This window comes from Streptomyces shenzhenensis (assembly GCF_003688995.1).
GTDB classification, from domain to species: Bacteria; Actinomycetota; Actinomycetes; order Streptomycetales; family Streptomycetaceae; genus Streptomyces; species Streptomyces shenzhenensis_A.
Genome location: NZ_PENI01000017.1, coordinates 131615 through 154146, shown reverse-complemented (window position 1 = coordinate 154146; position 22532 = coordinate 131615). Strand labels below are relative to the sequence as shown.

At 72.7% G+C, this 22532-nt stretch carries 19 protein-coding genes; 10 read left to right on the top strand and 9 right to left on the bottom strand.

Going from position 1 to position 22532, the window contains the following annotated elements:
* Positions 1–146: 146 nt before the first annotated feature.
* Positions 147–1208, top strand: a complete 1062-nt coding sequence (locus CTZ28_RS25365) for a hypothetical protein (protein ID WP_121891997.1) — start codon at positions 147–149, stop codon at positions 1206–1208.
* Between the two features lie 647 nt (positions 1209–1855).
* Complete coding sequence (locus CTZ28_RS25360) at positions 1856–2491, top strand: HAD family hydrolase (protein WP_121891996.1); 636 nt, start codon at positions 1856–1858, stop codon at positions 2489–2491.
* Here the strand turns inward: CTZ28_RS25360 and CTZ28_RS25355 are convergent.
* Positions 2467–2718, bottom strand: a complete 252-nt coding sequence (locus tag CTZ28_RS25355) for a hypothetical protein (RefSeq protein WP_121891995.1) — start codon at positions 2716–2718, stop codon at positions 2467–2469. The two genes, CTZ28_RS25360 and CTZ28_RS25355, sit on opposite strands and share 25 nt — an antisense overlap.
* 166 nt (positions 2719–2884) lie before the next feature.
* Between CTZ28_RS25355 and CTZ28_RS49345 the strand changes: the two genes are divergently transcribed.
* Positions 2885–3268 (top strand): cold-shock protein, encoded by a 384-nt coding sequence (locus CTZ28_RS49345; RefSeq protein WP_121891994.1) that lies wholly within the window; start codon positions 2885–2887, stop codon positions 3266–3268.
* A 23-nt stretch (positions 3269–3291) separates the two neighbouring features.
* Here the strand turns inward: CTZ28_RS49345 and CTZ28_RS25345 are convergent, their stop codons facing one another.
* From CTZ28_RS25345 to CTZ28_RS25330, 4 genes are all read right to left on the bottom strand, one after another.
* A complete protein-coding gene (locus tag CTZ28_RS25345) occupies positions 3292–4146 on the bottom strand; it encodes a 1,4-dihydroxy-6-naphtoate synthase (protein WP_121891993.1) in 855 nt (284 codons plus the stop codon).
* Positions 4136–4849 (bottom strand): futalosine hydrolase, encoded by a 714-nt coding sequence (locus CTZ28_RS25340; protein ID WP_121891992.1) that lies wholly within the window; start codon positions 4847–4849, stop codon positions 4136–4138. The genes CTZ28_RS25345 and CTZ28_RS25340 overlap by 11 nt, the downstream gene beginning before the upstream one ends.
* 11 nt (positions 4850–4860) lie before the next feature.
* Positions 4861–5331 (bottom strand): DUF2771 domain-containing protein, encoded by a 471-nt coding sequence (locus CTZ28_RS25335; RefSeq protein ID WP_121891991.1) that lies wholly within the window; start codon positions 5329–5331, stop codon positions 4861–4863.
* Between the two features lie 62 nt (positions 5332–5393).
* Positions 5394–6818, bottom strand: a complete 1425-nt coding sequence (locus tag CTZ28_RS25330) for an MFS transporter (protein WP_121892048.1) — start codon at positions 6816–6818, stop codon at positions 5394–5396.
* A 313-nt stretch (positions 6819–7131) separates the two neighbouring features.
* Between CTZ28_RS25330 and CTZ28_RS25325 the strand changes: the two genes are divergently transcribed.
* From CTZ28_RS25325 to CTZ28_RS25315, 3 genes are all read left to right on the top strand, one after another.
* Positions 7132–8058, top strand: coding sequence for a DUF3027 domain-containing protein (locus CTZ28_RS25325; protein WP_121891990.1), 927 nt, complete (start codon positions 7132–7134; stop codon positions 8056–8058).
* A gap of 564 nt (positions 8059–8622) precedes the next feature.
* Entirely contained in the window at positions 8623–11805 is a 3183-nt protein-coding gene (locus CTZ28_RS25320; RefSeq protein ID WP_121892047.1) for a sacsin N-terminal ATP-binding-like domain-containing protein, read from the top strand.
* A 403-nt stretch (positions 11806–12208) separates the two neighbouring features.
* Positions 12209–13144, top strand: a complete 936-nt coding sequence (locus CTZ28_RS25315) for a hypothetical protein (protein WP_121891989.1) — start codon at positions 12209–12211, stop codon at positions 13142–13144.
* 120 nt (positions 13145–13264) lie between these two features.
* On the opposite strand, the gene CTZ28_RS25310 is transcribed toward CTZ28_RS25315, so the two are convergent.
* Both CTZ28_RS25310 and CTZ28_RS25305 read right to left on the bottom strand, forming a co-directional pair.
* Positions 13265–15661, bottom strand: coding sequence for a cation-translocating P-type ATPase (locus CTZ28_RS25310; RefSeq protein WP_121891988.1), 2397 nt, complete (start codon positions 15659–15661; stop codon positions 13265–13267).
* Between the two features lie 109 nt (positions 15662–15770).
* Positions 15771–16058 (bottom strand): DUF2530 domain-containing protein, encoded by a 288-nt coding sequence (locus tag CTZ28_RS25305; RefSeq protein WP_121891987.1) that lies wholly within the window; start codon positions 16056–16058, stop codon positions 15771–15773.
* A 165-nt stretch (positions 16059–16223) separates the two neighbouring features.
* On the opposite strand from CTZ28_RS25305, the gene CTZ28_RS25300 reads away from it, so the two are divergent.
* Positions 16224–17675 (top strand): NCS2 family permease, encoded by a 1452-nt coding sequence (locus CTZ28_RS25300; RefSeq protein ID WP_121891986.1) that lies wholly within the window; start codon positions 16224–16226, stop codon positions 17673–17675.
* Positions 17676–17697: 22 nt separating this feature from the next.
* Here CTZ28_RS25300 and CTZ28_RS25295 read toward each other — a convergent pair whose 3' ends face one another.
* On the bottom strand, positions 17698–17880 hold the full coding sequence (locus CTZ28_RS25295) for a ribbon-helix-helix protein, CopG family (RefSeq protein ID WP_121891985.1): 183 nt from the start codon (positions 17878–17880) through the stop codon (positions 17698–17700).
* A 154-nt stretch (positions 17881–18034) separates the two neighbouring features.
* On the opposite strand from CTZ28_RS25295, the gene CTZ28_RS25290 reads away from it, so the two are divergent.
* The 3 genes from CTZ28_RS25290 to thpR all read left to right on the top strand — a co-directional run bounded on the left by CTZ28_RS25290 (position 18035) and on the right by thpR (position 20873).
* Positions 18035–18472, top strand: a complete 438-nt coding sequence (locus CTZ28_RS25290) for a MarR family winged helix-turn-helix transcriptional regulator (RefSeq protein WP_121891984.1) — start codon at positions 18035–18037, stop codon at positions 18470–18472.
* 135 nt (positions 18473–18607) lie between these two features.
* Complete coding sequence (locus CTZ28_RS25285) at positions 18608–19960, top strand: MFS transporter (protein WP_121891983.1); 1353 nt, start codon at positions 18608–18610, stop codon at positions 19958–19960.
* A 340-nt stretch (positions 19961–20300) separates the two neighbouring features.
* Positions 20301–20873, top strand: a complete 573-nt coding sequence (thpR, locus tag CTZ28_RS25280) for an RNA 2',3'-cyclic phosphodiesterase (RefSeq protein ID WP_121891982.1) — start codon at positions 20301–20303, stop codon at positions 20871–20873.
* 664 nt (positions 20874–21537) lie between these two features.
* On the opposite strand, the gene CTZ28_RS25275 is transcribed toward thpR, so the two are convergent.
* A complete protein-coding gene (locus CTZ28_RS25275; protein ID WP_121891981.1) occupies positions 21538–22530 on the bottom strand; it encodes an aldo/keto reductase in 993 nt (330 codons plus the stop codon).
* Positions 22531–22532 lie beyond the last annotated feature (2 nt).

The window sequence follows — 22532 nt, the reverse complement described above, 5'->3', positions numbered from 1 at the left end:
CGTGCCGGGGGAGCGGCGACCGCCGGGAGAACGGAACGCTGCGCATACCTCGGCGATGGTCAGGCAGTGCGAGCAGGACCGAGCCGTGGCCTGCGCTACCGTCGTCCCGACGGGGTATCGAACGCACCGGCCCCGGAGGGGACTTCGTGGGTATCGAGAGCGACCAGGTCGTCTACGAGTATCTGAGCCGCGTCGGCGACATCGCGCAGCAGCGCCAGTTGCCGTCGGCCGACCGCATGCGCCTGGTGTCCGGGCTGCGCAACGAGATCGACCGGCACCGGGCCAGGGCCGCCGTGGACAGTCCCGCCGCCGTACGCCGCATCCTCGACGGGCTGGGCACACCGGACGAGGTCGTCACGGCGGCGGGCGGGGGGAGCGGGGGGCCGCAGCCGCCGCCCGCCGCCGTGCCCGCGCAGCCCGCACCGCGCGAGCCCGAGCCGAAGGGACTGCTGGGTCCCAAGCGGTTGCTGGGGCCCAACGGGCTGCTGGGGCAGAAGGGCCCGGGGCTCCGCCGGGGCGTGCCCCGCCCGCGGCCGGCCGAGCCGGAGGCGCCCGCGCGGTCCGACGCACCGTCGCCGCCCCACCTCGCCGGGGAGGACGAACTCGGCGACAGCGCTCTGCAGCCCGACTGGTGGCGGGTGGACGACAGCCCGTTCGGGGTCGGGGACAGCGTGCCGGGGTTCGTCGGGGGCGTGGAGATCCCCGAACTCCTCAAGCCACCACCGAAGGAATCCGAGGCCGAGGAGAAAACGGCCGCGAAGGGGGAGCCGGCCAAGGGGGAGCCCGCCAAGGGCGAGGCGGAACCCGGACCGCCCCTCGGGCCCGCCGATCCGCCCCCGCGCCGCCGGCTGCCGCTGCCCCGCCCCGCCGCGGGCTGGACCAACCCGCTGCTCCTGCTCGCCGCCGCGGCCCTGGTCGCCGGGGCGGTGCTCGGCAACTGGTTCGCACTGATCGTCGGCTGGCTCATCGCCTACGGCTCCCGTCGCCTCACCGCGGCGGAGAGCAAGTGGGCCGTCATGGGCCTGCCCGGACTGGCGCTCACGGGCGGCCTGGTCTGGCTGTGGGGCCGGAGCGAGGGCCGCTGGGGCGACCCCATCGCCCAGGGCCACATGAGCGACGCCCTGACCGAAACCTGGCCCTGGGCGGTCCGAGCCGCGGCCCTGACCTCAGCCGCGTACATCCTCTGGCGCTCCCAACGCCACCACTAACCGCGCCTACTGGGTTCCGAGTGACCGACGTCGCCTTGTCCCGCCGCGCACCCAGGCGGAGCGCAGACCACGGCGGCCCGTCGGTGAGGGGGCGCGGTTTCGGCGCGAGGACGGGCGTCGACCTTCGCCATGCGCCCCGGCGCGACCCGCTCCGCTTGGGTACGTCGGTGTGGGGGCGGTTCTTGGGCTGTCTGGCCCGTCGTGGGGCCCGGGTGGAAAGCGGCGCCCTCTCTTGCCGCGTGCCCTGGAGGAGTGCCCGCGCGGGGCGGCCCGGTTGCCCCGGAGCGGGGGCGGGTCTCGGCCTGGGCCGTCCGCCGCTGGATCCCGTGGGACCCCGGGTGGACGGCGATGCCTTGTCCCGCCGTATGCCCTGGCGGCGTGCCGGGCGCGGCGGCCCGCGCAGCTGGTTGCATCGGCAGCGCCGGCGTGACCCGTTTCGCTCGGGTACGTCGGTCGTGGTGGCCCGCCCCGCCCGCTGCCGAGCCGGCGAGAGGGAGGTCGTGGTTCCGGTGTGAGGACAGGTGTTGCCCTTTGTCATGCGCTGCGGATCCCGTGGGGCCCCGGGTGGAAGGCGTCGTCTTGTGCTGCCGTGCGCCCGGGTGGGGCGGTTGGACCCTGCTGAGGCCCCGGAGGGGGGCGTGGGCACAATGGCGGATATGAGTTCTCGTGCGCTGACCGTCGGGTTCGACCTCGACATGACCCTGATCGACTCCCGGCCCGGCATCCACGCCTGCTACACGGCGCTGGCGGAGCGGACGGGGACCTACATCGACGCCGATCTGGCCATCACCCGGCTCGGGCCGCCGCTCGCCGACGAGCTGGTCAACTGGTTCCCGGCCGAGCAGGTCGCCCCGATGGCCGACCTGTACCGCGAGATGTACCCGGCGATCGCCATCGCGGCGACCCCCGCGATGCCCGGCGCCCGCGAGGCCATCGCGGCGGTGCGTGAGTCAGGCGGCCGGGCGATCGTGGTCACCGCGAAGTACGAGCCGAACGCGAAGCTGCACCTCAGCCACCTCGGCATAGAGCCCGACGCGGTCGTCGGCGACCTGTGGGCGGAGCGCAAGGCGGAGGCGCTGCGCGAACACAGCGCGAGCGTCTACGTCGGCGACCACGTCGGAGACGTACGCGGCGCCCGCACCGCCGGCGCCCTCTCCGTGGCCGTGGCCACCGGCCCGTGCGCCCCGGCGGAACTGCACACCGCGGGCGCGGACGTCGTCCTCGACGACCTGTCCGCCTTCCCGCGCTGGCTGGCCGGCTACCGCGAGGCGCCCCGCGCCTGACGCCGGCCGGCCGCGGCCGATCGCAGGACCCCCGCGCCGGCCACGAGGAATCCGACCCCCATGAGCATGCTCAGACCGAACATGTAGGTCGGAAAAGGCTTCGCGCCCAGGAACAGCGGGGCCACGGTGACGAGAGTGGCCACGGCACCGAGGAAGAAGACCACGGCACCGGCACGGATGAGTCCGTCACCGGGCGCGGCGGAATTCGCTTGGGTTTTGTCACGCACCGGACCAGGGTAGTTCCCTGCGCGAAGGAACAACCGGGCAACGTCTTGTCACCCGCCCCAAGACCATTAGCCTTGGTACCGGCGGGTCACGGACAGACCCGCCCGAGTGCTATCAAGAGCCGTTTTCAGAAGCAGTTTTCCGACGAGTACGAGGACGAGGACAGACGTGCCTACCGGCAAAGTCAAGTGGTTCAACAGTGAGAAGGGCTTCGGCTTTCTCTCCCGTGACGACGGCGGTGACGTCTTCGTCCACTCCTCGGTTCTCCCCGCCGGAGTCGATGCGCTCAAGCCGGGACAGCGCGTGGAGTTCGGCGTGGTCGCCGGTCAACGGGGCGACCAGGCCCTGTCGGTGGTCATCCTCGACCCGACCCCGTCGGTCGCCGCGGCCCAGCGCAAGAAGCCGGACGAGCTGGCCTCCATCGTGCAGGACCTGACGACCCTTCTCGAGAACATCACACCGATGCTGGAGAAGGGCCGTTACCCCGACAAGGCCTCCGGCAAGAAGATCGCCGGTCTGCTGCGCGCGGTCGCCGACCAACTGGACGTGTAGCCCACCCGCCGGGACGCGCCCGGTCAGGGGAAGTCGAGCGCGGTCGGGCCGAGGGGCGGGACGAGCCCTTCGGCCGCCGCACGGGTGAGCAGGCCGCGGACCGCCGCGTAACCGTCCTCGCCGAGGTTCGACGTGAACTCGTTGACGTACAGCCCGATGTGCTGGTCGGCGACGGCCGGGTCCATCTCCTGGGCGTGCTCCATGACGTACGGCCGGGAGGCCTCAGGGTCGTCCCAGGCGGCGTGCACGGACGTATGGATCGACTCGGCGAGCAGCCGCAGCGTGTCCGCGCCCAGCGACCGCTTGGCGACGATCGCGCCCAGCGGGATCGGCAGCCCGGTCGTGGCCTCCCAGTGCTCGCCCATGTCCGCGAGTCTGTGCAGCCCGTAGTTCTGATAGGTGAACCGCGCCTCGTGGATCACCAGCCCCGCGTCGATCTTCCCGTCCCGCACGGCCGGCATGATCTCGTGGAACGGCATGACGACGATCTCCCCGACGCCCCCCGGCAGGGTGTCCGCGGCCCACAGCCGGAACAGCAGATAGGCGGTCGACCGCTCGCTCGGCACGGCCACCGTTCGGCCGGTGAGGTCCGTGTCCGCCTCCCGGGTGAGCACGAGCGGCCCGCAGCCCCGGCCCAGCGCGCCGCCGCAGGGCAGCAGCGCGTACGCGTCGAGGACGTACGGCAGCACCGCGTACGACACCTTCAGCACGTCGAACTCGCCGCGTTCGGCCATGCCGTTGGTGATGTCGATGTCCGCGAAGGTGACGTCGAGCGCGGGCGCGCCGGGGACACGGCCGTGGGCGAGGGCGTCGAAGACGAAGGTGTCGTTCGGGCAGGGGGAGTAGGCGATCTGCAGCGGTCGGCTCTCAGGGCTCATGTGGGTTCCAACTCTCCAGTGCGGGCGCGAGCTTCCCGAAGCCCTCGGTGAGGGCCGCGAGGGCGTCGCCGACGCGCCAGGCGGCGCGGTCGCGCGGGCCGACGGGGTTGGACACCGCGCGTACTTCGAGGACGGGCACCCGGTGTGCGGCGGCGGCCTCGGCCACCCCGAAGCCTTCCATGGCCTCGGCCAGCGCCCGGGGGTGGCGGGCGCGCAGCGCGTCGGCGCGGGTCTCGGTCCCGGTCACGGTCGAGACGGTGAGCACGGTGCCGGAGGGTGCCCCGGTCGCCGCGGTGACCTCTCGTACGAGTGTTTCCGGCGGACGGTGGCTGACGGTTCCGAAGCCGAGTTCGGTGACCGGGAGAAAGCCCTCGGCGGTCTCGGCGCCCAGGTCGGCCGCGGTGATCTCGTCGGCGACGACGAGCGATCCGACGGGTGCGGCGGGCCGGAGGCCGCCGGCGATCCCGGCGCTGACGACGAGGGCGTACGGGGAGCCGTCCAGGGCCGCGGCGGTGAGGGCGGCGGCGGTGGAGGCGGCGGCGCGGGCGGGGCCGACGCCGGCGGCGAGCAGGTCGTAGGTGTGCGGGCCGGCGACCTGGTGGAGCGTGCCGCCCGGCAGGCGCACCTCGCGCGCGGTGCCGGGGAGCGCTCGTGCCACCGCGTCGCGCTCGGCGGGGACCGCGGTGGCCACGAGGAAACGCATCCCGGACGTGGTCAGGAGGCCTTCTTGAGCTTGAAGGACCACAGGCCCTTGACGGTCTTGTCGCCCTCCTTGACCGACACCAGGGTCGAGTTGCCCTGGGCGCCGTACTGGGCGTTGAAGAAGACGCTGCCGGGGATGGTGCGGTACGTCTTGGTGCTGGAGTCGGTGAGCGGCTGGCCGTTCATCAGGATCGTCCAGCCGTTGTCCGCGATCTCCGGGTCGACACCGAAGCGGACGGTCTCGTCCGGGTCCACCGTGATGGACTCGATGCCGGTGTCCTTGAGGCAGTTCGCGAGGGCGGCCGTGTCCAGGGCCTTGCCGTCGTTGTAGCAGGTGGCTTCGGAGTTGACCGAGCTGGTGCCGACGGTGACCGTCGCGATCGGGGTCGGCTTTTCGCAGGCTGTGAGGACGAGCAGTCCGGCGAGAACGACGCCGGCGGCGGCGACGGCGCGGCGGCGTCGCGAGGCGGATTGCATGGTCATGGCCGAAGGTTATCGGGCACCCCTGCCGGACCCCCCATCTGGGGGGCGGCGTGCCCGGTTCGTTACGCCACTCGCGGCCGCGTGGCCCCGCCGTGCCGGGCCGCGCTGAGCAGGCCGCGCAGGGTGGTCAGCCAGCCGGCGGCGACGAGGGCGGCGGCGACGGCCAGGCCCAGGGCGCCGTTGAGCGGCATCACGATGCCGACCGCGCCGCCGAACACCCATGCCATCTGCAGCAGCGTCTCCGACCGTGCGAACGCCGAGGTGCGGACCGGCTCCGGCACGTCCCGCTGGATCAGCGCGTCCAGGGACAGCTTGGCCAGCGCCTGCGCGAACCCGGCGACCGCGGCCAGGCACGCCACCAGGAACGCGCCGAAGAACACCGCGGCGACGACCGCCGTGCCCAGCGCCACCGCGACCACGGTCACGATGATGATCTCCGGCGCCCGGGAGCGCAGCCAGGCCCCGACCGCCGTGCCGAGCGCGTTGCCCGCGCCGGCCGCGACGCCCACTATCCCCAGCGAGACCGCCGCGCTCTCGCCGGTCAGCGGGTGCTCGCGCAGCAGAAAGGCCAGGAAGAAGATCAGGAAGCCGGAGAGGCAGCGCAGGGCGGCGTTCGCGCCCAGCGCGTAGGTGACGGCCGGGCCGACCGTGCGCAGCCCCGGGCGTCTGGCCCCGTTGCGGCGCGGGCCGCGCAGATGCTCGGCGTCGGCGGCGAGCAGCGCGACGTCCTCGCCCTTGGCGGAGTCGACCTTCCGCGGCAGCGAGAACGACAGGAACGTACCCGCCCCGAAGATCACGAAGGCGCCGTACAGCGGCCAGGGGTCGCCGATGGCGTGCAGTCCCGCCGCGATCGGGGCGGCCACCCCGGTGGCCAGCAGTCCGGCGAGGGTGACCCGGGAGTTCGCCTTCACCAGTGAGAAGCGGGGCGGCAGCAGCCGGGGCACGACCGCGCTGCGGACCACGCCGTACGCCTTCGACGCCACGAGCACGCCGAGGGCCGCGGGATACAGCTGCAGGCTGCCGCTCGCCACCGCCCCGGAGATGATCAGCGCCAGCAGGGCGCGGGCCAGCATCGCGGCAGCCATCGCGGCGCGCCGGCCGTGCGGCAGCCGGTCCAGCAGCGGGCCGATCACCGGGGCGAGGACCGTGAACGGGGCCATGGTGATCGCCAGATAGAGCGCGACCCGGCCGCGGGCCTCGTCCGTCGGCACCGAGAAGAACACGGTGGAGGCGAGCGCCACGGTGATCATCACATCGCCGGCGCCGTTGACGGCGTGCAGTTCGATCAGTTTTCCGAGCCCGGACTCCCCGGCGCCGTGCGCGTGCGTGGCCCGCCTGATCCCGCGGGCCGCGCCGGCCACCGGGAGATGCAGGGCACGGCCGACCGTGCGGACGGCCGTGCCCATCCGGCCCGCACCGCCGCCTCGACTGCTGCCCCTGACCCCGCCGGCGCGGGCGGTGCCCTGGGGCGACCTCGCGGCTGCCACGACGTTCATAGTGCCCTGAGAATCCTTTTCGTAGCGCACTTGTCGCCGCGCGAGTCGGTGACGTCACAGCGGATCGGGCCGCTTCGGGCGGGCCGGAAACGGCGCCGGGAGGCGGTGAAGCGGCCGTCGGTGTAGGCCGAGCGCACATGAACAGGTAGCGTGCGTATCTCAGCCATCCCGCAGAATGGATGGCAGAGGTGCGCCCGAGCGCGATCGGACGCGGACGTCGATGCGGCCCACAGGTCCGCTCCGTCCGCCCCACCGCCTTCAGGCATGCGCACCCGTGAGACGGCGTAGGAGAGAAGCGATACCTGTGAGCGCAGCGACAACGCGAAGCCGCACCCCCGACCGCCTGTGCGCCGAGGCCGTCGACCTCGCCCGCGCCGCAGCCGAGGAGGCGGCCGCGCCCGGTGTGGTCGGCGAGCACACCGGACTGGTATCCGAGGGCGACCGTGTTGTCACGCACTTCTTCCAGTGCAAGGAACTGGGCTACCGGGGCTGGCGCTGGGCGGTGACGGTGGCCCGCGCCTCCCGCGCCAAGGTGGTCACCCTCGACGAGGCGGTCCTGCTGCCCGGCCCCGACGCGCTGCTCGCCCCCGAGTGGGTGCCGTGGAGCGAGCGGCTGCGCCCGGGCGACCTGGGTCCCGGCGATCTCCTGCCCACCGAGTCCGAGGATCTGCGCCTGGAGCCGGGCTACTCCGCCGAGGAGGAGCCACCGGTGCACTCCGCCGTCTCCGCGGAGATGGCGGAACTGGCCGAGGCGGAGGACGCGGAGGTCACGGCGGGCGCCCCCGCGACACTCCCGACGTCGCCGTCCCGGGGCTCGATCGCCGCGGTGGCGGAGGAACTCGGCATGCGCCGCGCCCGGGTCCTGTCCCGCTACGGCCTGCATCTGGCCGCCGATCGCTGGGAGGAGGCGTTCGGCGCCGGGACGCCGATGGCCCAGGCGGCGCCCGCGCCCTGTGTCAGCTGCGGCTTCCTGCTGCCCCTCGGCGGCTCCCTCGGCCAGGCCTTCGGCGTCTGCGCGAACGAGTTCGCGCCGGCCGACGGCCGCGTGGTCTCCCTGGCCTACGGCTGCGGCGGCCACTCCGAAGCGGCTGTCATGCCCAAGCCCCCCCAGCCGGCGGCGCCGGTGATCGACGAGACGCGGGTGGATCCCTTCCCGCTGCGCCCGGCGCCGGACTCCGGTTCGGTACCGGCGATCACCGACGAGGCGACGGCGGAACTCGGCCACTCCTAGGGCCTCTCGTTTGGATCATGCCGGGCTCGCGGGCCCTGGCACCGCGCCTCGCGGCGTTGTCGTCGGTTGTCAGGGCTCCGCCCTGCCGCCCTCCTCCGCCTTGCGATCCACGGCACCAGACCCCGCTCCCTGATCCGGCCTGATCCAAACGAAAGACCCTAGGTCCTGTCGCCGGGCTCCCTCCTCGTCCGCCCGGCCGGAGGCTGGGGAGGGAGTCCGGCGACTGGGCCCAGGCCCGCTCCCGGGGCGCCGGCCCGTGCCTGTCGCGCGCTCGCGGCTCTGCGGTGCGTCCGCGGTGTCGGGACGTGCTCCTACGGCTTCGCGGCGGGCCCGCGCCGCTGCGGCGCCCCCGTGCCGGAGCGTGCCCGCGCCGCCGGGCCCGCACATCCGCTCGCCGCGCTGCCCGGACCGCCCGCGTACGCCCGCCAGGGGGCCGTGTGCGGGCGCTCGGAGCTACGTTGGCAGCACACCGCGGCGTGGGTCCCCCGTTCACCCGGACGGCCCCGGCACCCCGGTGCCGCAGGAGCGGTACCTTCGTCGTCACCCCAGACGAGGAGAGTGAACGTGAGCAAGTTCGTGCGGCCCGCGGCCGAGGGCGCCGACCCCTTCGGCACGGCCCGTCTGCGCCGCGGTGTCCTCGACGCCTGGGCCACCAGTCCCGCCCGCTTCCGCGAGGACGCCAACGCGGAGGAGGACTTGGTCCTCGGCGGCTACCGCGACCGGCTCGTGATCGAACTGGCGCAGAACGCCGCCGACGCGGCGGCCCGCGCCCAGGTGCGCGGCCGGCTCCGCCTCACCCTCCGCGACGGCGTCCTGTTCGCCGCCAACACCGGCGCCCCGCTCGACGCGGCCGGTGTCGAATCGCTCGCCACTCTCCGCGCCTCCGCCAAACGCGACGACACCGACGACACCGGAGCGGGCCACGGCGCTGTCGGCCGCTTCGGCATCGGCTTCTCCGCCGTGCTCTCCGTCACCGACGAGCCCGCCGTCGTCGGCCGGCACGGCGGCGTCCGCTGGTCGCTTGCCGAGGCCCGCGAACTCGCCGCCGACGCCGCCGGGCGCAGCCCCGGCCTCGGCGACGAGATCCGGCGCCGCGACGGGCATGTGCCGCTGCTGCGCCTGCCGTTCGCCGCCGAGGGCACCGCCCCCGACCCGTACGACACGGTCGTCATCCTGCCGCTGCGCGACGCGGCCGCCGCCGACCTCGCCGAACGCCTCCTGCACGCCGTCGACGACGCCCTGCTGCTCGCCCTGCCCGGCCTGGCGGAGGTCGTCGTCGAGATCGACGGCGCCGAGCCGCGCACCCTGCGCCGCAGCACGGACGGCGGCGGCACGGTCGTGGCGGACTCGCGGGACGGCACGACCCGCTGGCGCACCGTCGCCGCGCACGGCCCGCTCACCCCCGGTCTGCTCGCCGACCGCCCGGTCGAGGAACGCCTGCGCCCGCACTGGTCGGTCACCTGGGCGGTGCCCGTGGGCCCCGACGGCGCCCCGGCCCGCCCCCGCACCGCGCCCGTCGTGCACGCGCCGACCCCCAGCGACGAGCCCCTCGGCGTCCCCGCGCTGCTGATCGCCTCCTTCCCGCTGGACCCCACCCGCCGGCACGCCGCGCCGGGCCCGCTGACCGGCTTCCTGGTCCAGCGCGCGGCGGACGCGTACACCGAACTCCTCGCCGGCTGGCGGCCGGTGACCGAGGGCATCATCGATCTGGTGCCAGGGCCGCTCGGCAAGGGCGAACTCGACGGCGCGCTGCGCCAGGCGATCCTGGAGCGCCTCCCGCGCACCGCGTTCCTGCCCCCGGCCGTCGAGGCCAAGGAGGACGACGCCGAGGACCTTCCCGAGACGCTGCGCCCCCGGGACGCCGAGATCGCCGAGGGCGCGGGCGCCGACACCGTGCACGTGCTCGCCGAGGTGCTGCCCACGCTGCTGCCCGCGGGCCTCGAACGCCGCGTGGAGCTGCGCACGTTGGGCATCGCCCGGCTGCCGCTCGCCGACGCGATCGACCGGCTGGCCGGGCTGGAGCGGGAGCCCGGCTGGTGGCGGCGGCTGTACGACAGCCTGGCCGGGGTCGACCCGGACCGGCTCTCCGGACTGCCCGTCCCGCTCGCCGGGGGCCCCGCCCAGGGCTTCGGCGCCGGGGCAGGGGCGGGGCGTACCACGATCGGCCCCCGGCAGGTGCTGCTGCCCACGCCGGACGCCGTCCGCATCGATCCGGGGACGCTCGCCCGGCTCGGCCTGAAGGTCGCGCACCCGGACGCCGCGCATCCGATCCTGGAGAAGCTCGGCGCGCTGCCCGCGACCCCGCGCGCCGTGCTGACCACGCCCCAGGTGCGCGCCGCGGTCGCCGCCTCCCTCGACGAGGAGGGCGCCACCGGCTGGGAGGAGGACGCGCTGGACGCCGAGGAACTGGCGGACACCGTCCTCGCCCTGGTCCGGGACGCGGGCCTGGAACCCGGCGACGAGCCCTGGCTGGGCGCTCTCGCGCTGCCCGACGAGGACGGCGAACTCGCCCCCGCCGGTGAACTGGTCCTGCCCGGCAGCCCGTTCGCCCGGGTCATCCGCGAGGACGAACTGGCCGCCGTGGACGCCGAACTGGCGGAGAAGTGGGGTGAACAGCCGCTGGCCGCCTGCGGTGTGCTGGCCGACTTCGCGCTGGTGCGGGCCACCGACGTGGTCCTCGACCCGGACGAACTGGAGCCCCGCGAAGGCGACTTCGCCGAACCGGACGACGCGGGCCTGCTGGATGCCGTGGACGTGTGGTGCGAGGACGTCCTCGACCGCTTCCCGGACACCCCGGTGCCGCCGGTCGCCACCGAACTGGTCGCCGTGCGCGACCTCGACCTCGTCGACGACGACCACTGGCCCGAGGCCCTGGCCCTGCTCGCCCGCCCGCCGCTGCGCGACGCGCTCACCCAGCCGGTGCGCATCCTGCTGCCGGACGGCACCCACGAGGTGGTACGGCCCTACACGGCGTGGTGGCTGCGCGGGCACCCGGTGCTGGACGGCCGGCGGCCCGCCGGGCTGCTCGCGGCGGGCGGCGATCCGCTGCTGCGCGGGCTGTACGACGAGGCCGACGCGACCGGTTTCGCGGACGAGCAGGTGCTGCGGGCCCTCGGCGTGCGCACCTCGGTCGCCGCGCTGCTCGACGAACCGGGCGGGGCGGCCGAGCTGCTGGACCGGCTCGCCGACCCGGAGCGGTCCGTCACCCCCGCCCAGCTGCACGGGCTGTACGGCGCGCTGGCCGAGCTCGACCCGGACCAGGTGACCCTGCCGGACGAGCTGCGGGCCGTCGTGGACGGCCGGGTCGAGGTGGTGGACGCGGCCGACACCGTGGTCGTCGACTCGCCCGATCTGCTGCCCTTCACCGCGGGTGTCCCGCTGCTGCCGGTGCGGCCCGCCCGGGCCGCGGAGCTGGCGGACCTCTTCCAGGTGCGGCGGCTGAGCGAGTCCGTCACCGGGCGGGTGGACTCGGCGGGCACCGAGCACGGGGTGCCGGACGCGGTGCGGGTGCTGCTCGGCCCGCGCACCCCCGGCAGCTATGTCGAGCACGAGGAACTCGTCGTCGACGGCGTCGAGATCGACTGGCGGCTGACGGCCGACGGCGTCCTGCACGCCGCGACCCTGGAGGGCGTCGCCGCCGGACTCGCCTGGGCGGCCGGCCAGTGGCCGCGCCGCTTCGAGGTCGCGGCCCTGCTGGAGGACCCGTCCCGCACGGAGGAACTGGCCCGCGACCGCTGGTTCGACTGAACCCGCACACCGATCGCTCCACCCTGGCCTCCGGCAACCGTCCCATGCCGACGTGTGGTTGCCGGGTCGCTCTGGCTTCCGGCGGCCCGGCCCGGGCCGGATGCGGTCGGGCCGCGCGGGGCAGGGAGCCGTGTCCCTGGGTGGGCCCACCGGATGTGGCCGGGCCGTGCGTCCGCGGGTGCGTTCCGCCGTGGCCGGTGGCAGCCGTGCCGTTCGGGCGGGCCGGGCGCGGCGCCGCGACCTTGGCAAGTCGCGCACATTTTCCTCGGTTTCCGTACAACCATCGCCTGTCGTCGTGGATCAGATCATCTGAGTCAACAGACTCCACGATCACTGGGCCCCGTGGCGACGAGCCGTGTGCGACGACCGCCGGCGGGGCCCCTCTCTCCATGCAGGGGAACGCATGCGCATTCGTGCCACCGTGGCCGCCGTCACCGGTGCCCTGGCCCTGTCCGCCCTCGCCGTTCCGGCGGCGCACGCCGCCGGCGGCTCCTCGTACGACCGCGACGACGTCGTGAAGGCCGCACAGGCCGCCCACCGGGCCGCCGCCGGCAAGTCCGCGTTCAGCACCGCGGGCGCCCAGGACACCGGCGTGCCCTACGCGCTGGACCTCTCCTTCTCCAATGTGAAGATCAACAAGGGCAAGCCGATCGTCGTCGGGACCACCAACAAGGTCCGGGTGCCGGTCACCTACACCGTCACGCACGCCGCCGACATCGACCTCAACGCGCCCGACTTCGTGCTGGACGTCGAGATCTACCGCGGCTCGTACACCGACCCGAAGAACATCCTGATCGGCGACGACTGGCCGACCTGCGTCGACAGCTCGGCGACCAAGGCCACCTGCAAGGGCACCATCGACGTCTACCCGGACTTCGAGCTGACCAACGCGGACGCCACCAGCTGGAAGGCGATCGGCCACGCGCTCGACTTCAACGACCAGGACCCGACCTCCGACGACATCGACCTGAGCAAGGTCGGTTACGCCGAGCAGGACGCCCTGGCCACCACCAGGCTCCAGCGCTACTCCAAGCTGACCGTCGACGCCTCGCCGGAGCCGGTCAAGAAGGGCAAGACCCTCACGGTCACCGGCAAGCTGTCCCGGGCCAGCTGGGACGACGGCAAGTACCACGGCTACGCCGGCCAGTCGGTCAAGCTCCAGTTCCGCAAGAAGAGCTCCAGCACCTACACCACGCTGAAGACCATCAAGACGAACTCGACCGGCAACCTGAAGACCACGACCAAGGCCACGGTCGACGGCTACTACCGCTACAGCTTCGCGGGCACCTCGACCACGCCGGCGGTCAACGCCGCGGGTGACTTCGTCGACGTGAAGTAACCGGCACGGCAGTCGACACGCACTTCGGCCCCGGGAAGATCCCGGGGCCGAAACGTTTCCACCTGCCCTCCGCCAAGACGACCGGCACCCGCGCGGAAGCCGCCGGGCATCGCCGTACGTCTAGACCGGGAAGCGGCGGTCGACCCATTTCCAGAGGAGCTCCAGGGCCGCCGCTCCGATCACGGCGATGCCCACCGCCGTCCACGGCATCGTGACCCCGACCAGCTTCAGGGCGAAGAAGCTCTGCAGGGCGGGCACGGCCAGGACGAAGAGGAAGGCCACGCCCATCGCGGCGACCAGGGCCACCCGCCACCAGGTGTAGGGGCGGGCGATGATCGCCAGCACCCACATGGAGATCAGGAACAGCGTGAGGGTGGCCGCGCTCGTCTGCGCGGGCAGCGCGTCCGGGCCCGTGTACTGGTGCCGGGCGATCAGATACGTCACGAAGGTGGCGACGCCGGCCACCACCCCGCCCGGGATCGAGTAGCGCATCACCCGCCGTACGAAGTGGGGCCGCGCGCGCTCCGTGTTGGGGGCGAGCGCCAGGAAGAAGGCCGGGACGCCGATGGTCAGCGTGGACAGCAGGGTCAGATGCCGGGGCAGGAAGGGGTACTCGACCTGCCAGCACACCACCAGCAGGGCAAGCAGCACCGAGTAGACGGTCTTCACCAGGAACAGCGTGGCCACCCGGGTGATGTTGCCGATGACCCGGCGGCCCTCGGCGACCACCGACGGCAGCGTGGCGAAGCTGTTGTTGAGCAGCACGATCTGGGCGACCGCGCGGGTGGCCTCGGAGCCGGAGCCCATCGAGACGCCGATGTCGGCGTCCTTGAGGGCCAGGACGTCGTTCACACCGTCGCCGGTCATCGCGACCGTGTGCCCGCGGGACTGGAGCGCGCCGACCATGTCCCGCTTCTGCTGCGGGGTGACCCGGCCGAAGACGGTCGCCTTGTCGAGCGCGTCCGCCATCTCGGTCCGCTCGACGGGCAGCCGGCGCGCGTCCACCGCCGAGCCGTTCAGCCCCAGCTTGGCGGCGACCGCCCCGACCGACACCGCGTTGTCGCCGGAGATGACCTTGGCGCGGACGTTCTGGTCGGCGAAGTAGCGCAGGGTGTCGGCGGCGTCGGGGCGCAGCCGCTGCTCCAGGACGACCAGGGCGCTGGCGTGGGCGCCCTTGGCGACGTCGGCGTCGTCCAGGTCGCGGACGGCGCGGGCGAGCAGCAGGACCCGCAGCCCCTGTTCGTTGAGCCGCTCGGTCTCGGCCAGGGCCGGGTCGCCGTCGGTGAGCAGCACGTCCGGGGCGCCGAGCAGCCAGGTGCTGTTCTCGCCGTCGCCCTCGCTGAAGGTGGCGCCGCTGTACTTGCGGGCGGAGGAGAAGGGCAGCGACTCCACGCAGCGCCACTCCTCGCTGTCCGGGTAGGCGTCGATGATCGCCTGGAGGGAGGCGTTGGGCCGGGGGTCCGACTCGCCGAGCGCGCCGAGGACCTTGCGTACGTACGTCTCGTCGCTGCCGCCGAGCGGGCGCAGCTCGGTGATGTCCATGCCGCCCTCGGTGAGCGTGCCGGTCTTGTCGAGGCAGACGGTGTCGATGCGGGCGAGGCCCTCGATGGCCGGCAGCTCCTGGACGAGGCACTGCTTGCGGCCGAGCCGGATCACGCCGATCGCGAAGGCGACGGAGGTGAGCAGGACCAGTCCCTCCGGGACCATCGGGACGATGCCGCCGACGGTGCGGGCGACGGCGTCCTTCAGGTTGTTGTCCTTGACGACGAGCTGGGTGATCACCAGGCCGATGGCGGCCGGGACCATCATCCAGGTCACGTACTTGAGGATGGTGGAGATGCCGGTGCGCAGCTCGGAGTGGACGAGGGTGAAGCGGGACGCCTCCTCGGCGAGCTGGGCGGCGTAGGCCTCGCGGCCGACCTTGGTGGCGACGAAGGCGCCGCCGCCGGCGACGACGAAGCTGCCGGACATGACCCGGTCGCCGGGGTGCTTGACGACGGGGTCGGCCTCGCCGGTGAGCAGCGACTCGTCGATCTCCAGACCGTCGGACTCGGCGCACACGCCGTCCACGACGATCTTGTCCCCGGGCCCGGTCTCGATGAGGTCGTCGAGGACGAGTTCGGAGGTGCTGACCTCGACGGCGGCGCCGTCGCGGCGGACGGTCGGCCGGGCCTCGCCGATCACGGCGAGCGAGTCGAGGGTCTTCTTCGCGCGCCATTCCTGGATGATGCCGATGCCGGTGTTGGCGAGGATCACAAAGCCGAAGAGACTGTCCTGGATCGGCGCGACGGCCAGCATGACCAGCCACAGGACGCCGATGATCGCGTTGAAGCGGGTGAAGACGTTCGCCCGGACGATCTCGGCGAGGGATCGGCTGGAGCGGACCGGGACGTCGTTGACCTGGCCGCGGGCGACTCGCTCGGCGACGTCGGCGGCGGTCAGACCGGTCGCGGGGGTCGACGGGACGGGTACCGGCTGCACAGGGCCGACTTCGGCGCCCGCGTCGATGTGCGTCATGCCATCGACGGTACGTGCGGTTCTACCGCTTCACCCGCCGAGTGGACAGAAGATCCGACCTGGGGAGGAGACGGGTCGTGCGGTGGTAGTACGGGCCCCGCCCTCCGCGTCATTCCGTCGTCGTCGGATGCCCGGCCGTTCGGTCGGCCGCCGCCCGCTTGAGCGCCGCGTCCCGCTTGCGGACGTACCAGATGCCGATCAGGCCCAGGCCGCCGCCGGCCAGGCAGGTCCACAGCCACCAGGTGTGGCCGTGCTCGTCGAACCAGCCGTAGAAGGGGAGCTGGACGAGGAAGAGGACGAACCAGACGATCGTGCCGCCGGTGATGGTGGCGACGACGGGGCCTTCCAGGGGCTCCGGTGCCTCGTGCTTGGGGGATCCCGAAGAGAGAGCGGCCATGCGCACAGCTTACGAGGCCCGGCGCCGACGCCTGCCGCCCCGGTGGTCTACGCGCGGAGATAGCCATCTCGACCTTATACATTCATACTGAAACGGTTTGTCTCTGGCCGCTTCTGTTCGTATGAAACTCCAACGCGGGGAATCCCGTTGGTGATGAGGTCTCGCATGTCCACCTCGGCACCCGCCAAGGTTCCCGCCCCGGATCAGCCGGGCGGGGCGCCCGTCTTCGGCGCCCTCGACCGCTACTTCAAGATCTCCGAGCGCGGCAGCACCCTGGCGCGCGAGGTCCGTGGCGGCTTCGCCACGTTCTTTGCGATGGCGTACATCATCGTGCTGAACCCGATCATCCTCAGCAGCGCGAAGGACATGTACGGGCATCAGCTCGATCACGGCCAGCTGGTGACGGCCACCGCTGTGACGGCCGCCTTCACCACCCTGCTGATGGGCGTCATCGGCAATGTGCCGATCGCGCTCGCCGCCGGCCTCGGGGTGAACTCCGTCGTCGCGCTCCAGCTCGCGCCCCGGATGTCCTGGCCCGACGCCATGGGCATGGTCGTCCTGGCCGGCTTCGTCGTCATGCTGCTCGTCGCCACCGGACTGCGCGAGCGCGTCATGAACGCCGTGCCCCACGGCCTGCGCAAGTCCATCTCCATCGGCATCGGCCTGTTCATCATGCTGATCGGGCTCGTCGACTCCGGTTTCGTCAGCCGCATCCCGGACGCCGCCCACACCACCGTCCCGCTCCAGCTCGGCGGCGACGGGCACCTCGACGGCTGGCCGGTCCTCGTCTTCGTGCTCGGCGCGCTGCTCACCCTGGTGCTGCTCGTGCGCAAGGTCTCCGGGGCGATCCTCATCTCGATCGTCTCGATGACCGTGCTCGCGCTGATCATCAACGCCGTCGCCACCGTGCCCTCCTGGGGCCTGACCACCCCGAAGTGGCCCGGCAACCCGGTCGCCACCCCGGACTTCGGGCTGCTCGGCAAGGTCAGCCTCTTCGGCGGGTTCGACAAGGTCGGCGTCCTGACCGGCGTCCTCTTCGTCTTCACCGTCCTGCTGTCCTGCTTCTTCGACGCCATGGGCACGATCATGGGCGTCGGCGACGAGGCCAGGCTGACCGACGCCCAGGGGCAGCTGCCCGGCATCAACAAGGTTCTCTTCGTGGACGGCATCGCCGTCGCCGCCGGCGGCGCCAGCTCCTCCTCGGCCACCACCTGCTTCGTGGAGTCCACGGCCGGCGTCGGCGAGGGGGCCCGCACCGGCTTCGCCAACCTCGTCACCGGCGCGCTGTTCGCGCTGGCCCTGTTCCTGACGCCGGTCGCCACGATGGTGCCGTCCCAGGCGGCCACCCCGGCGCTGCTCGCGGTCGGCTTCCTGATCCTGGCGGGCTCGGTCAAGGAGATCGACTGGTCCGACTACACGATCGCGATCCCGGCCTTCGTCACCATGCTGATGATGCCGTTCACCTACTCGATCACCAACGGCATCGGCATGGGCTTCATCACCTTCGTGGTGCTGCGCCTCGCGGCCGGCCGCGCTCGGGAGATCCCCGTACCGATGTACGTCGTCTCCGCGGTCTTCGCCTTCTACTACCTGATGCCGGCCCTCGGCCTGACCTGAGCCGGGGTCGCGTGGCCCCCGCTCACGTGACCCCGTAGAACTTCTCCGTCTCCTCGACGGCGGTCTGGAACCGCTCGTCGAAGTCGTCCCGAATGAGCGTCCGGACCACATAGTCCTGGACGCTCATTCCTCTTCGGGCGGCGTGGTGCCGGAGCCGTTCGAGCAGGTCGTGGTCTATCCGCAGGCTGAGCACACTGGTCCCCATGGAGACGAGGGTCGCGGCAGCCGTCCATGTGGTGTGTCACGTTCCGCATCCACATCACCCATATGAGTGAGGTCTGGAATTCGTGGCCGGAGTCACGGGCATCCTGCGCACCCGGAGTGGTCTTTAGCGAGAGTAATGAGTTACTCTAACAAACATGTCGGACCTCACCCATGGCGACGATGCCGCCGCCGTGAACTCCCTGCGCTCCGCCGTGATGCGGCTGTCCCGTCGGCTCAAGCACCAGCGGGTCGACGAGTCGCTGAGCCCCACCGAGATGTCGGTGCTCGGCACTCTCTCCATCTGCGGTCAGGCCACCCCGGGCGAACTCGCCCGCAAGGAGCACGTCCAGCCGCCGTCGATGACCCGCATCGTGGCGCTGCTCGAAGCCAAGGGACTGGTCCGGCTGGAGCCGCACCCCGAGGACCGGCGCCAGAAGGTCGTCACCAGGACCGAGCAGGCCGAGGCGATGCTCGAGGAGAGCCGCCGCAAGCGCAACGCGTTCCTGGCCGGCCTGGTCGACGGCCTCGACGAGGACGAGTGGGCGAAACTCCGCGCCGCCGCCCCCGTACTGGAGAAGCTCGCACACCTGTGAGAAGCCGTTGTCAGAGGAGTGAGCCGTAGGGCGCGCCGGTATCGGGAGGGCGAGCACGCCCGGCCTCTCGACACCGGCTGACAGCGCCCGGAGGCGAACAACCGGAATAACCGGAATAAGAGGAGGCGAACCCCTTTGAGTACGGGATCCGGAGCAGCTTCCGCCCCCGCACCGACCACTTCCACCACCCCCCGCGCCGCCCGGTCCTCGATGTTCAGTTCGCTGAGGATCAGGAACTACCGGCTCTTCTTCCTCGGCCAGGTCGTCTCCAACACCGGCACCTGGATGCAGCGCATCGCCCAGGACTGGCTGGTGCTCAGCCTCACCGGCTCCTCCACCGCCGTCGGCGTCACGACGGCCCTCCAGTTCCTGCCGATGCTCCTGTTCGGCCTCTACGGCGGTGTCCTCGTCGACCGGCTGCCCAAGCGGCCCGCCCTCCTCGTCACCCAGACGTCGATGGCCGTCACCGGCCTCGCGCTCGCCGCACTGACCCTCACCGGCCACGTCCAGGTGTGGCACGTCTACCTCGCCGCCTTCGCCGTCGGACTCGCCACGGTCGTCGACAACCCGGCCCGCCAGTCCTTCGTCTCCGAGATGGTCGGCCCGGACCAGCTGCAGAACGCGGTCAGCCTGAACTCCGCGAACTTCCAGTCGGCCCGGCTGGTCGGCCCCGCCGTCGCGGGCGTCCTGATCACCGGCGTCGGCACCGGCTGGGCGTTCCTGTTCAACGGCCTGTCCTTCGTCGCCCCCATCGCCGGACTGCTGCTGATGCGCGGACGTGAGCTGCACGTCGTAGAGCCGACGCCACGCGGCAAGGGCCAGCTGCGCGAGGGCCTGCGCTATGTCGCCGGCCGTCCCGAGCTGACCTGGCCGATCGTCCTGGTCGGCTTCATCGGCACCTTCGGCTTCAACTTCCCGGTCTGGCTGTCGGCCTACGCGGACGACGTCTTCCACGCCGGCGCCGGCGCCTACAGCCTCTTCAACACCCTGATGGCGGTCGGCTCGGTGGCGGGCGCGCTGCTCGCCGCCCGCCGGGGTACCGCACGGCTGCGGATCCTGATCGCCGCCGCGGTGGCCTTCGGCACCCTGGAGACCGTCGCCGCGTTCGCTCCCTCCTACTGGCTGTTCGCGCTGCTCATGGTCCCGATCGGGATCTTCGGCCTGACGGTCAACGTGACCGCGAACACCGCGGTCCAGATGGCCACCGACCCGGCGATGCGCGGCCGGGTGATGGCCCTGTTCATGATGGTCTTCATGGGCGGCGCGCCGCTGGGCGCCCCCGTCGTCGGCTGGATCACCGACGCCTACGGCCCCCGGGCCGGCTTCGCCGTCGGCGGCGTCGTCTCGGCTGTGGCCGCCGCCGCCATCGGCCTGGTCCTGGCCCGCATCGGCGGACTGCGGCTGTCGGTGGGCTGGCACCACGGCCATCCGCACGTCCGGTTCGTACGGCGCGAGCCGGAACCCGAGCCGGAGCTGGCGGAGGTCTGACCTCCCGCGGGGGGTGAGCCGGGGCGGCACCCGTCCCGGGTCACACCCTGCGGGCCGGCACCTGTCCCGGCCGGGCGTGCTCGCCGACCGTGAAGGACTCGGTCGGCGTGAAGCCGTTGCGCTCGTAGCGCTCGGGCTCGTTCGCGGGCCGCAGATGGGGCGCGGGCGCGTCGGTGAGGGTGAGCGTGGCCGCCGGGACCCCCTCGTACCCGGCGATGAACGGGGCGCCCTCGGCGACGTACCGCGACGCCGGCGGTACCCGCCGCCCTGATCGTGATCTTCCCGCTCCGCTCCATGTCCGTCATGATGCCCCGGCCCGCGCCTCTGGGAAGGTGGGGTCATGAGACTCTTCGCCGCCGTGCTGCCCCCTGAGGACGTCGCCGGCGAACTCGCCGCCGAGATCGCCCGGTTGCGGCAGCTGCCCGGCGCGGACGGGCTGCGCTGGACCGGCCGCCCCGGCTGGCACCTCACCCTCGCCTTCTACAGCGAGGTCGACGACGCGCTCGTACCGGACCTGTCGGCCCGCCTGGCGCGCGCGGCCCGGCGCAGCGACCCCTTCCCGCTCGCGCTCTGCGGCGGTGGGCAGTTCGGCCACGGGCGGGCCCTGTGGACGGGCGCCGCGGGCGACCTGGAGGCGCTGCGCCGGCTGGCCGGGCGGGCGGAGGCTGCGGGGCGCAGAGCGGGCGTGCCGATGGGGGAGCACCGGCGCTACACGGCCCACCTGACCGTGGCCCGCAGCCGGGACGCGGTGGACACCCGGCCGTACGTCCAGGCTCTCGCCGCCTTCACGAGCCGCACCTGGACCGTGGCCGGCCTCGCCCTGGTGCGCAGCAACCTGCCGAGGTCCGGGGTCCCCGGCGAGCAGCCCCGTTACGAGTCGGTCGCCCGCTGGGCGCTCGGCGGCGCCGGTTAACCTCGGACACGTGGACCCGAAAACCCGGAACCGGATCATGGCCGGTGCGCTTGTGTTGATGTTTGTCGTGGTGGCGTTGGCGGCGGCGGTCGGTCGCTAGGCGCTCCGCTGGGGCTGCCGCGATGTGTCGTCGGTTGGCTGCGGCGCCGTTGTGGCTGGTCGCGCCCGCGCGGCGGAGCCGCATATCGATACAGCCCCGCGCGCCTTCAGGGCGCTGTCCGGCACGCGGCCTGCCTCGGTGGCGGCGGTCGGCTGCTGAGCGTTCTGCTGGGGCTGCCGCGATGTGTCGTCGGTTGGCTGCGGCACCATCGTGGCTGGTCGCGCAGTTCCCCGCGCCCCTTCAGGGCGCTGTCCGGCACGTTGCCTGCAACGGTGGCGGTTGGCTGCGGCGCCGTTGTGGCTGGTCGCGCCCGCGCGGCGGAGCCGCATATCGATACAGCCTCGCGCCCCTTCAGGGCGCTGCCCGGCGCGTGGGCTGCCATGGTGGCTGCGGTCGGTCGCTCCCTCAAGTTCTCGGCTTCGCTCGAACAGGGGACCCCCATCGCGGCGGAGCCGCATATTGATACAGCCTTGCGCCCCTTTAGGGCGCTGGTTCGGCGGGCGGTCGGCCGTATGGCGCGGCCGGCCGCCCGCCGTTGCCCATCCGGGGCCTGCTTCTGGTCGGCTACCAGGCGAAGGCCTCCGGGGAGGGGCCCGGGCCGGGGAAGATCTCGTCCAGCCCGTCCAGCAGCTCCTGGGACAGCTCCAGCTCCACGGCCCGCAGGGCCGACTCCAGCTGCTCGGCGGTGCGCGGGCCGACGATCGGGCCGGTCACGCCGGGCCGGGTCAGCAGCCAGGCCAGAGCGGTCTCGCCCGGGTCGACGCCGTGCTTGTCGAGCAGGTCCTCGTACGCCTGGATCTGCGCCCGCGCGGCGGTGTTGGCGAGGGTCTCCGCCGCCCGGCCCGAGGCCCGCCTGCCGCCCTCCGCCTGCTTCTTGAGCACGCCGCCGAGCAGCCCGCCCTGCAGCGGCGACCACGGGATGACGCCCAGGCCGTACTCCTGCGCGGCCGGGATGATCTCCATCTCGGCGCGGCGCTCGGCGAGGTTGTACAGACACTGCTCGCTGACCAGGCCGATGGTCCCGCCCCGCCGCTCGGCGATCTCGTTGGCCTGGGCGATCTTGTAGCCGGGGAAGTTGCTTGACCCGACGTAGAGGATCTTGCCCTGCTGGACGAGGACGTCGATCGCCTGCCAGATCTCCTCGAAGGGGGTGCTGCGGTCGACGTGGTGGAACTGGTACAGGTCGATGTGGTCGGTCTGCAGCCGCTTGAGGCTGGCGTCCACCGCCCGCCGGATGTTCACCGCGGAGAGCTTGTCGTGGTTGGGCCAGGCGTCGCCGTCCCCGGCCATGTTGCCGTACACCTTGGTGGCGAGCACCACCTTGTCGCGCCGCTCGCCGCCCTTCGCGAACCAGTTCCCGATGATCTCCTCGGTTCGGCCCTTGTTCTCACCCCACCCGTAGACGTTCGCGGTGTCGAAGAAGTTGATGCCCGCGTCCAGCGCCACGTCCATGATCGCGTGACTGTCCGCTTCATCCGTCAGCGGGCCGAAGTTCATGGTGCCGAGGACGAGTCGGCTGACCTTGAGACCCGTGCGTCCTAGCTGCGTGTACCTCATGG

Excerpts from the sequence above, each read along its gene's own strand:
- CTZ28_RS25345 (WP_121891993.1), bottom strand. The coding sequence starts at position 4,146 with ATGAGCCCTGAGAGCCGACCGCTGCAGATCGCCTACTCCCCCTGCCCG.
- CTZ28_RS25340 (WP_121891992.1), bottom strand. The coding sequence starts at position 4,849 with ATGCGTTTCCTCGTGGCCACCGCGGTCCCCGCCGAGCGCGACGCGGTG.
- CTZ28_RS25305 (WP_121891987.1), bottom strand. The coding sequence starts at position 16,058 with ATGGCCGCTCTCTCTTCGGGATCCCCCAAGCACGAGGCACCGGAGCCC.
- CTZ28_RS25335 (WP_121891991.1), bottom strand. The coding sequence starts at position 5,331 with ATGACCATGCAATCCGCCTCGCGACGCCGCCGCGCCGTCGCCGCCGCC.
- CTZ28_RS25360 (WP_121891996.1), top strand. The coding sequence starts at position 1,856 with ATGGCGGATATGAGTTCTCGTGCGCTGACCGTCGGGTTCGACCTCGAC.
- CTZ28_RS25295 (WP_121891985.1), bottom strand. The coding sequence starts at position 17,880 with ATGGGGACCAGTGTGCTCAGCCTGCGGATAGACCACGACCTGCTCGAA.
- CTZ28_RS25290 (WP_121891984.1), top strand. The coding sequence starts at position 18,035 with ATGTCGGACCTCACCCATGGCGACGATGCCGCCGCCGTGAACTCCCTG.
- CTZ28_RS25275 (WP_121891981.1), bottom strand. The coding sequence starts at position 22,530 with ATGAGGTACACGCAGCTAGGACGCACGGGTCTCAAGGTCAGCCGACTC.
- CTZ28_RS25315 (WP_121891989.1), top strand. The coding sequence starts at position 12,209 with ATGCGCATTCGTGCCACCGTGGCCGCCGTCACCGGTGCCCTGGCCCTG.
- CTZ28_RS25300 (WP_121891986.1), top strand. The coding sequence starts at position 16,224 with ATGTCCACCTCGGCACCCGCCAAGGTTCCCGCCCCGGATCAGCCGGGC.
- CTZ28_RS25310 (WP_121891988.1), bottom strand. The coding sequence starts at position 15,661 with ATGACGCACATCGACGCGGGCGCCGAAGTCGGCCCTGTGCAGCCGGTA.
- thpR (WP_121891982.1), top strand. The coding sequence starts at position 20,301 with ATGAGACTCTTCGCCGCCGTGCTGCCCCCTGAGGACGTCGCCGGCGAA.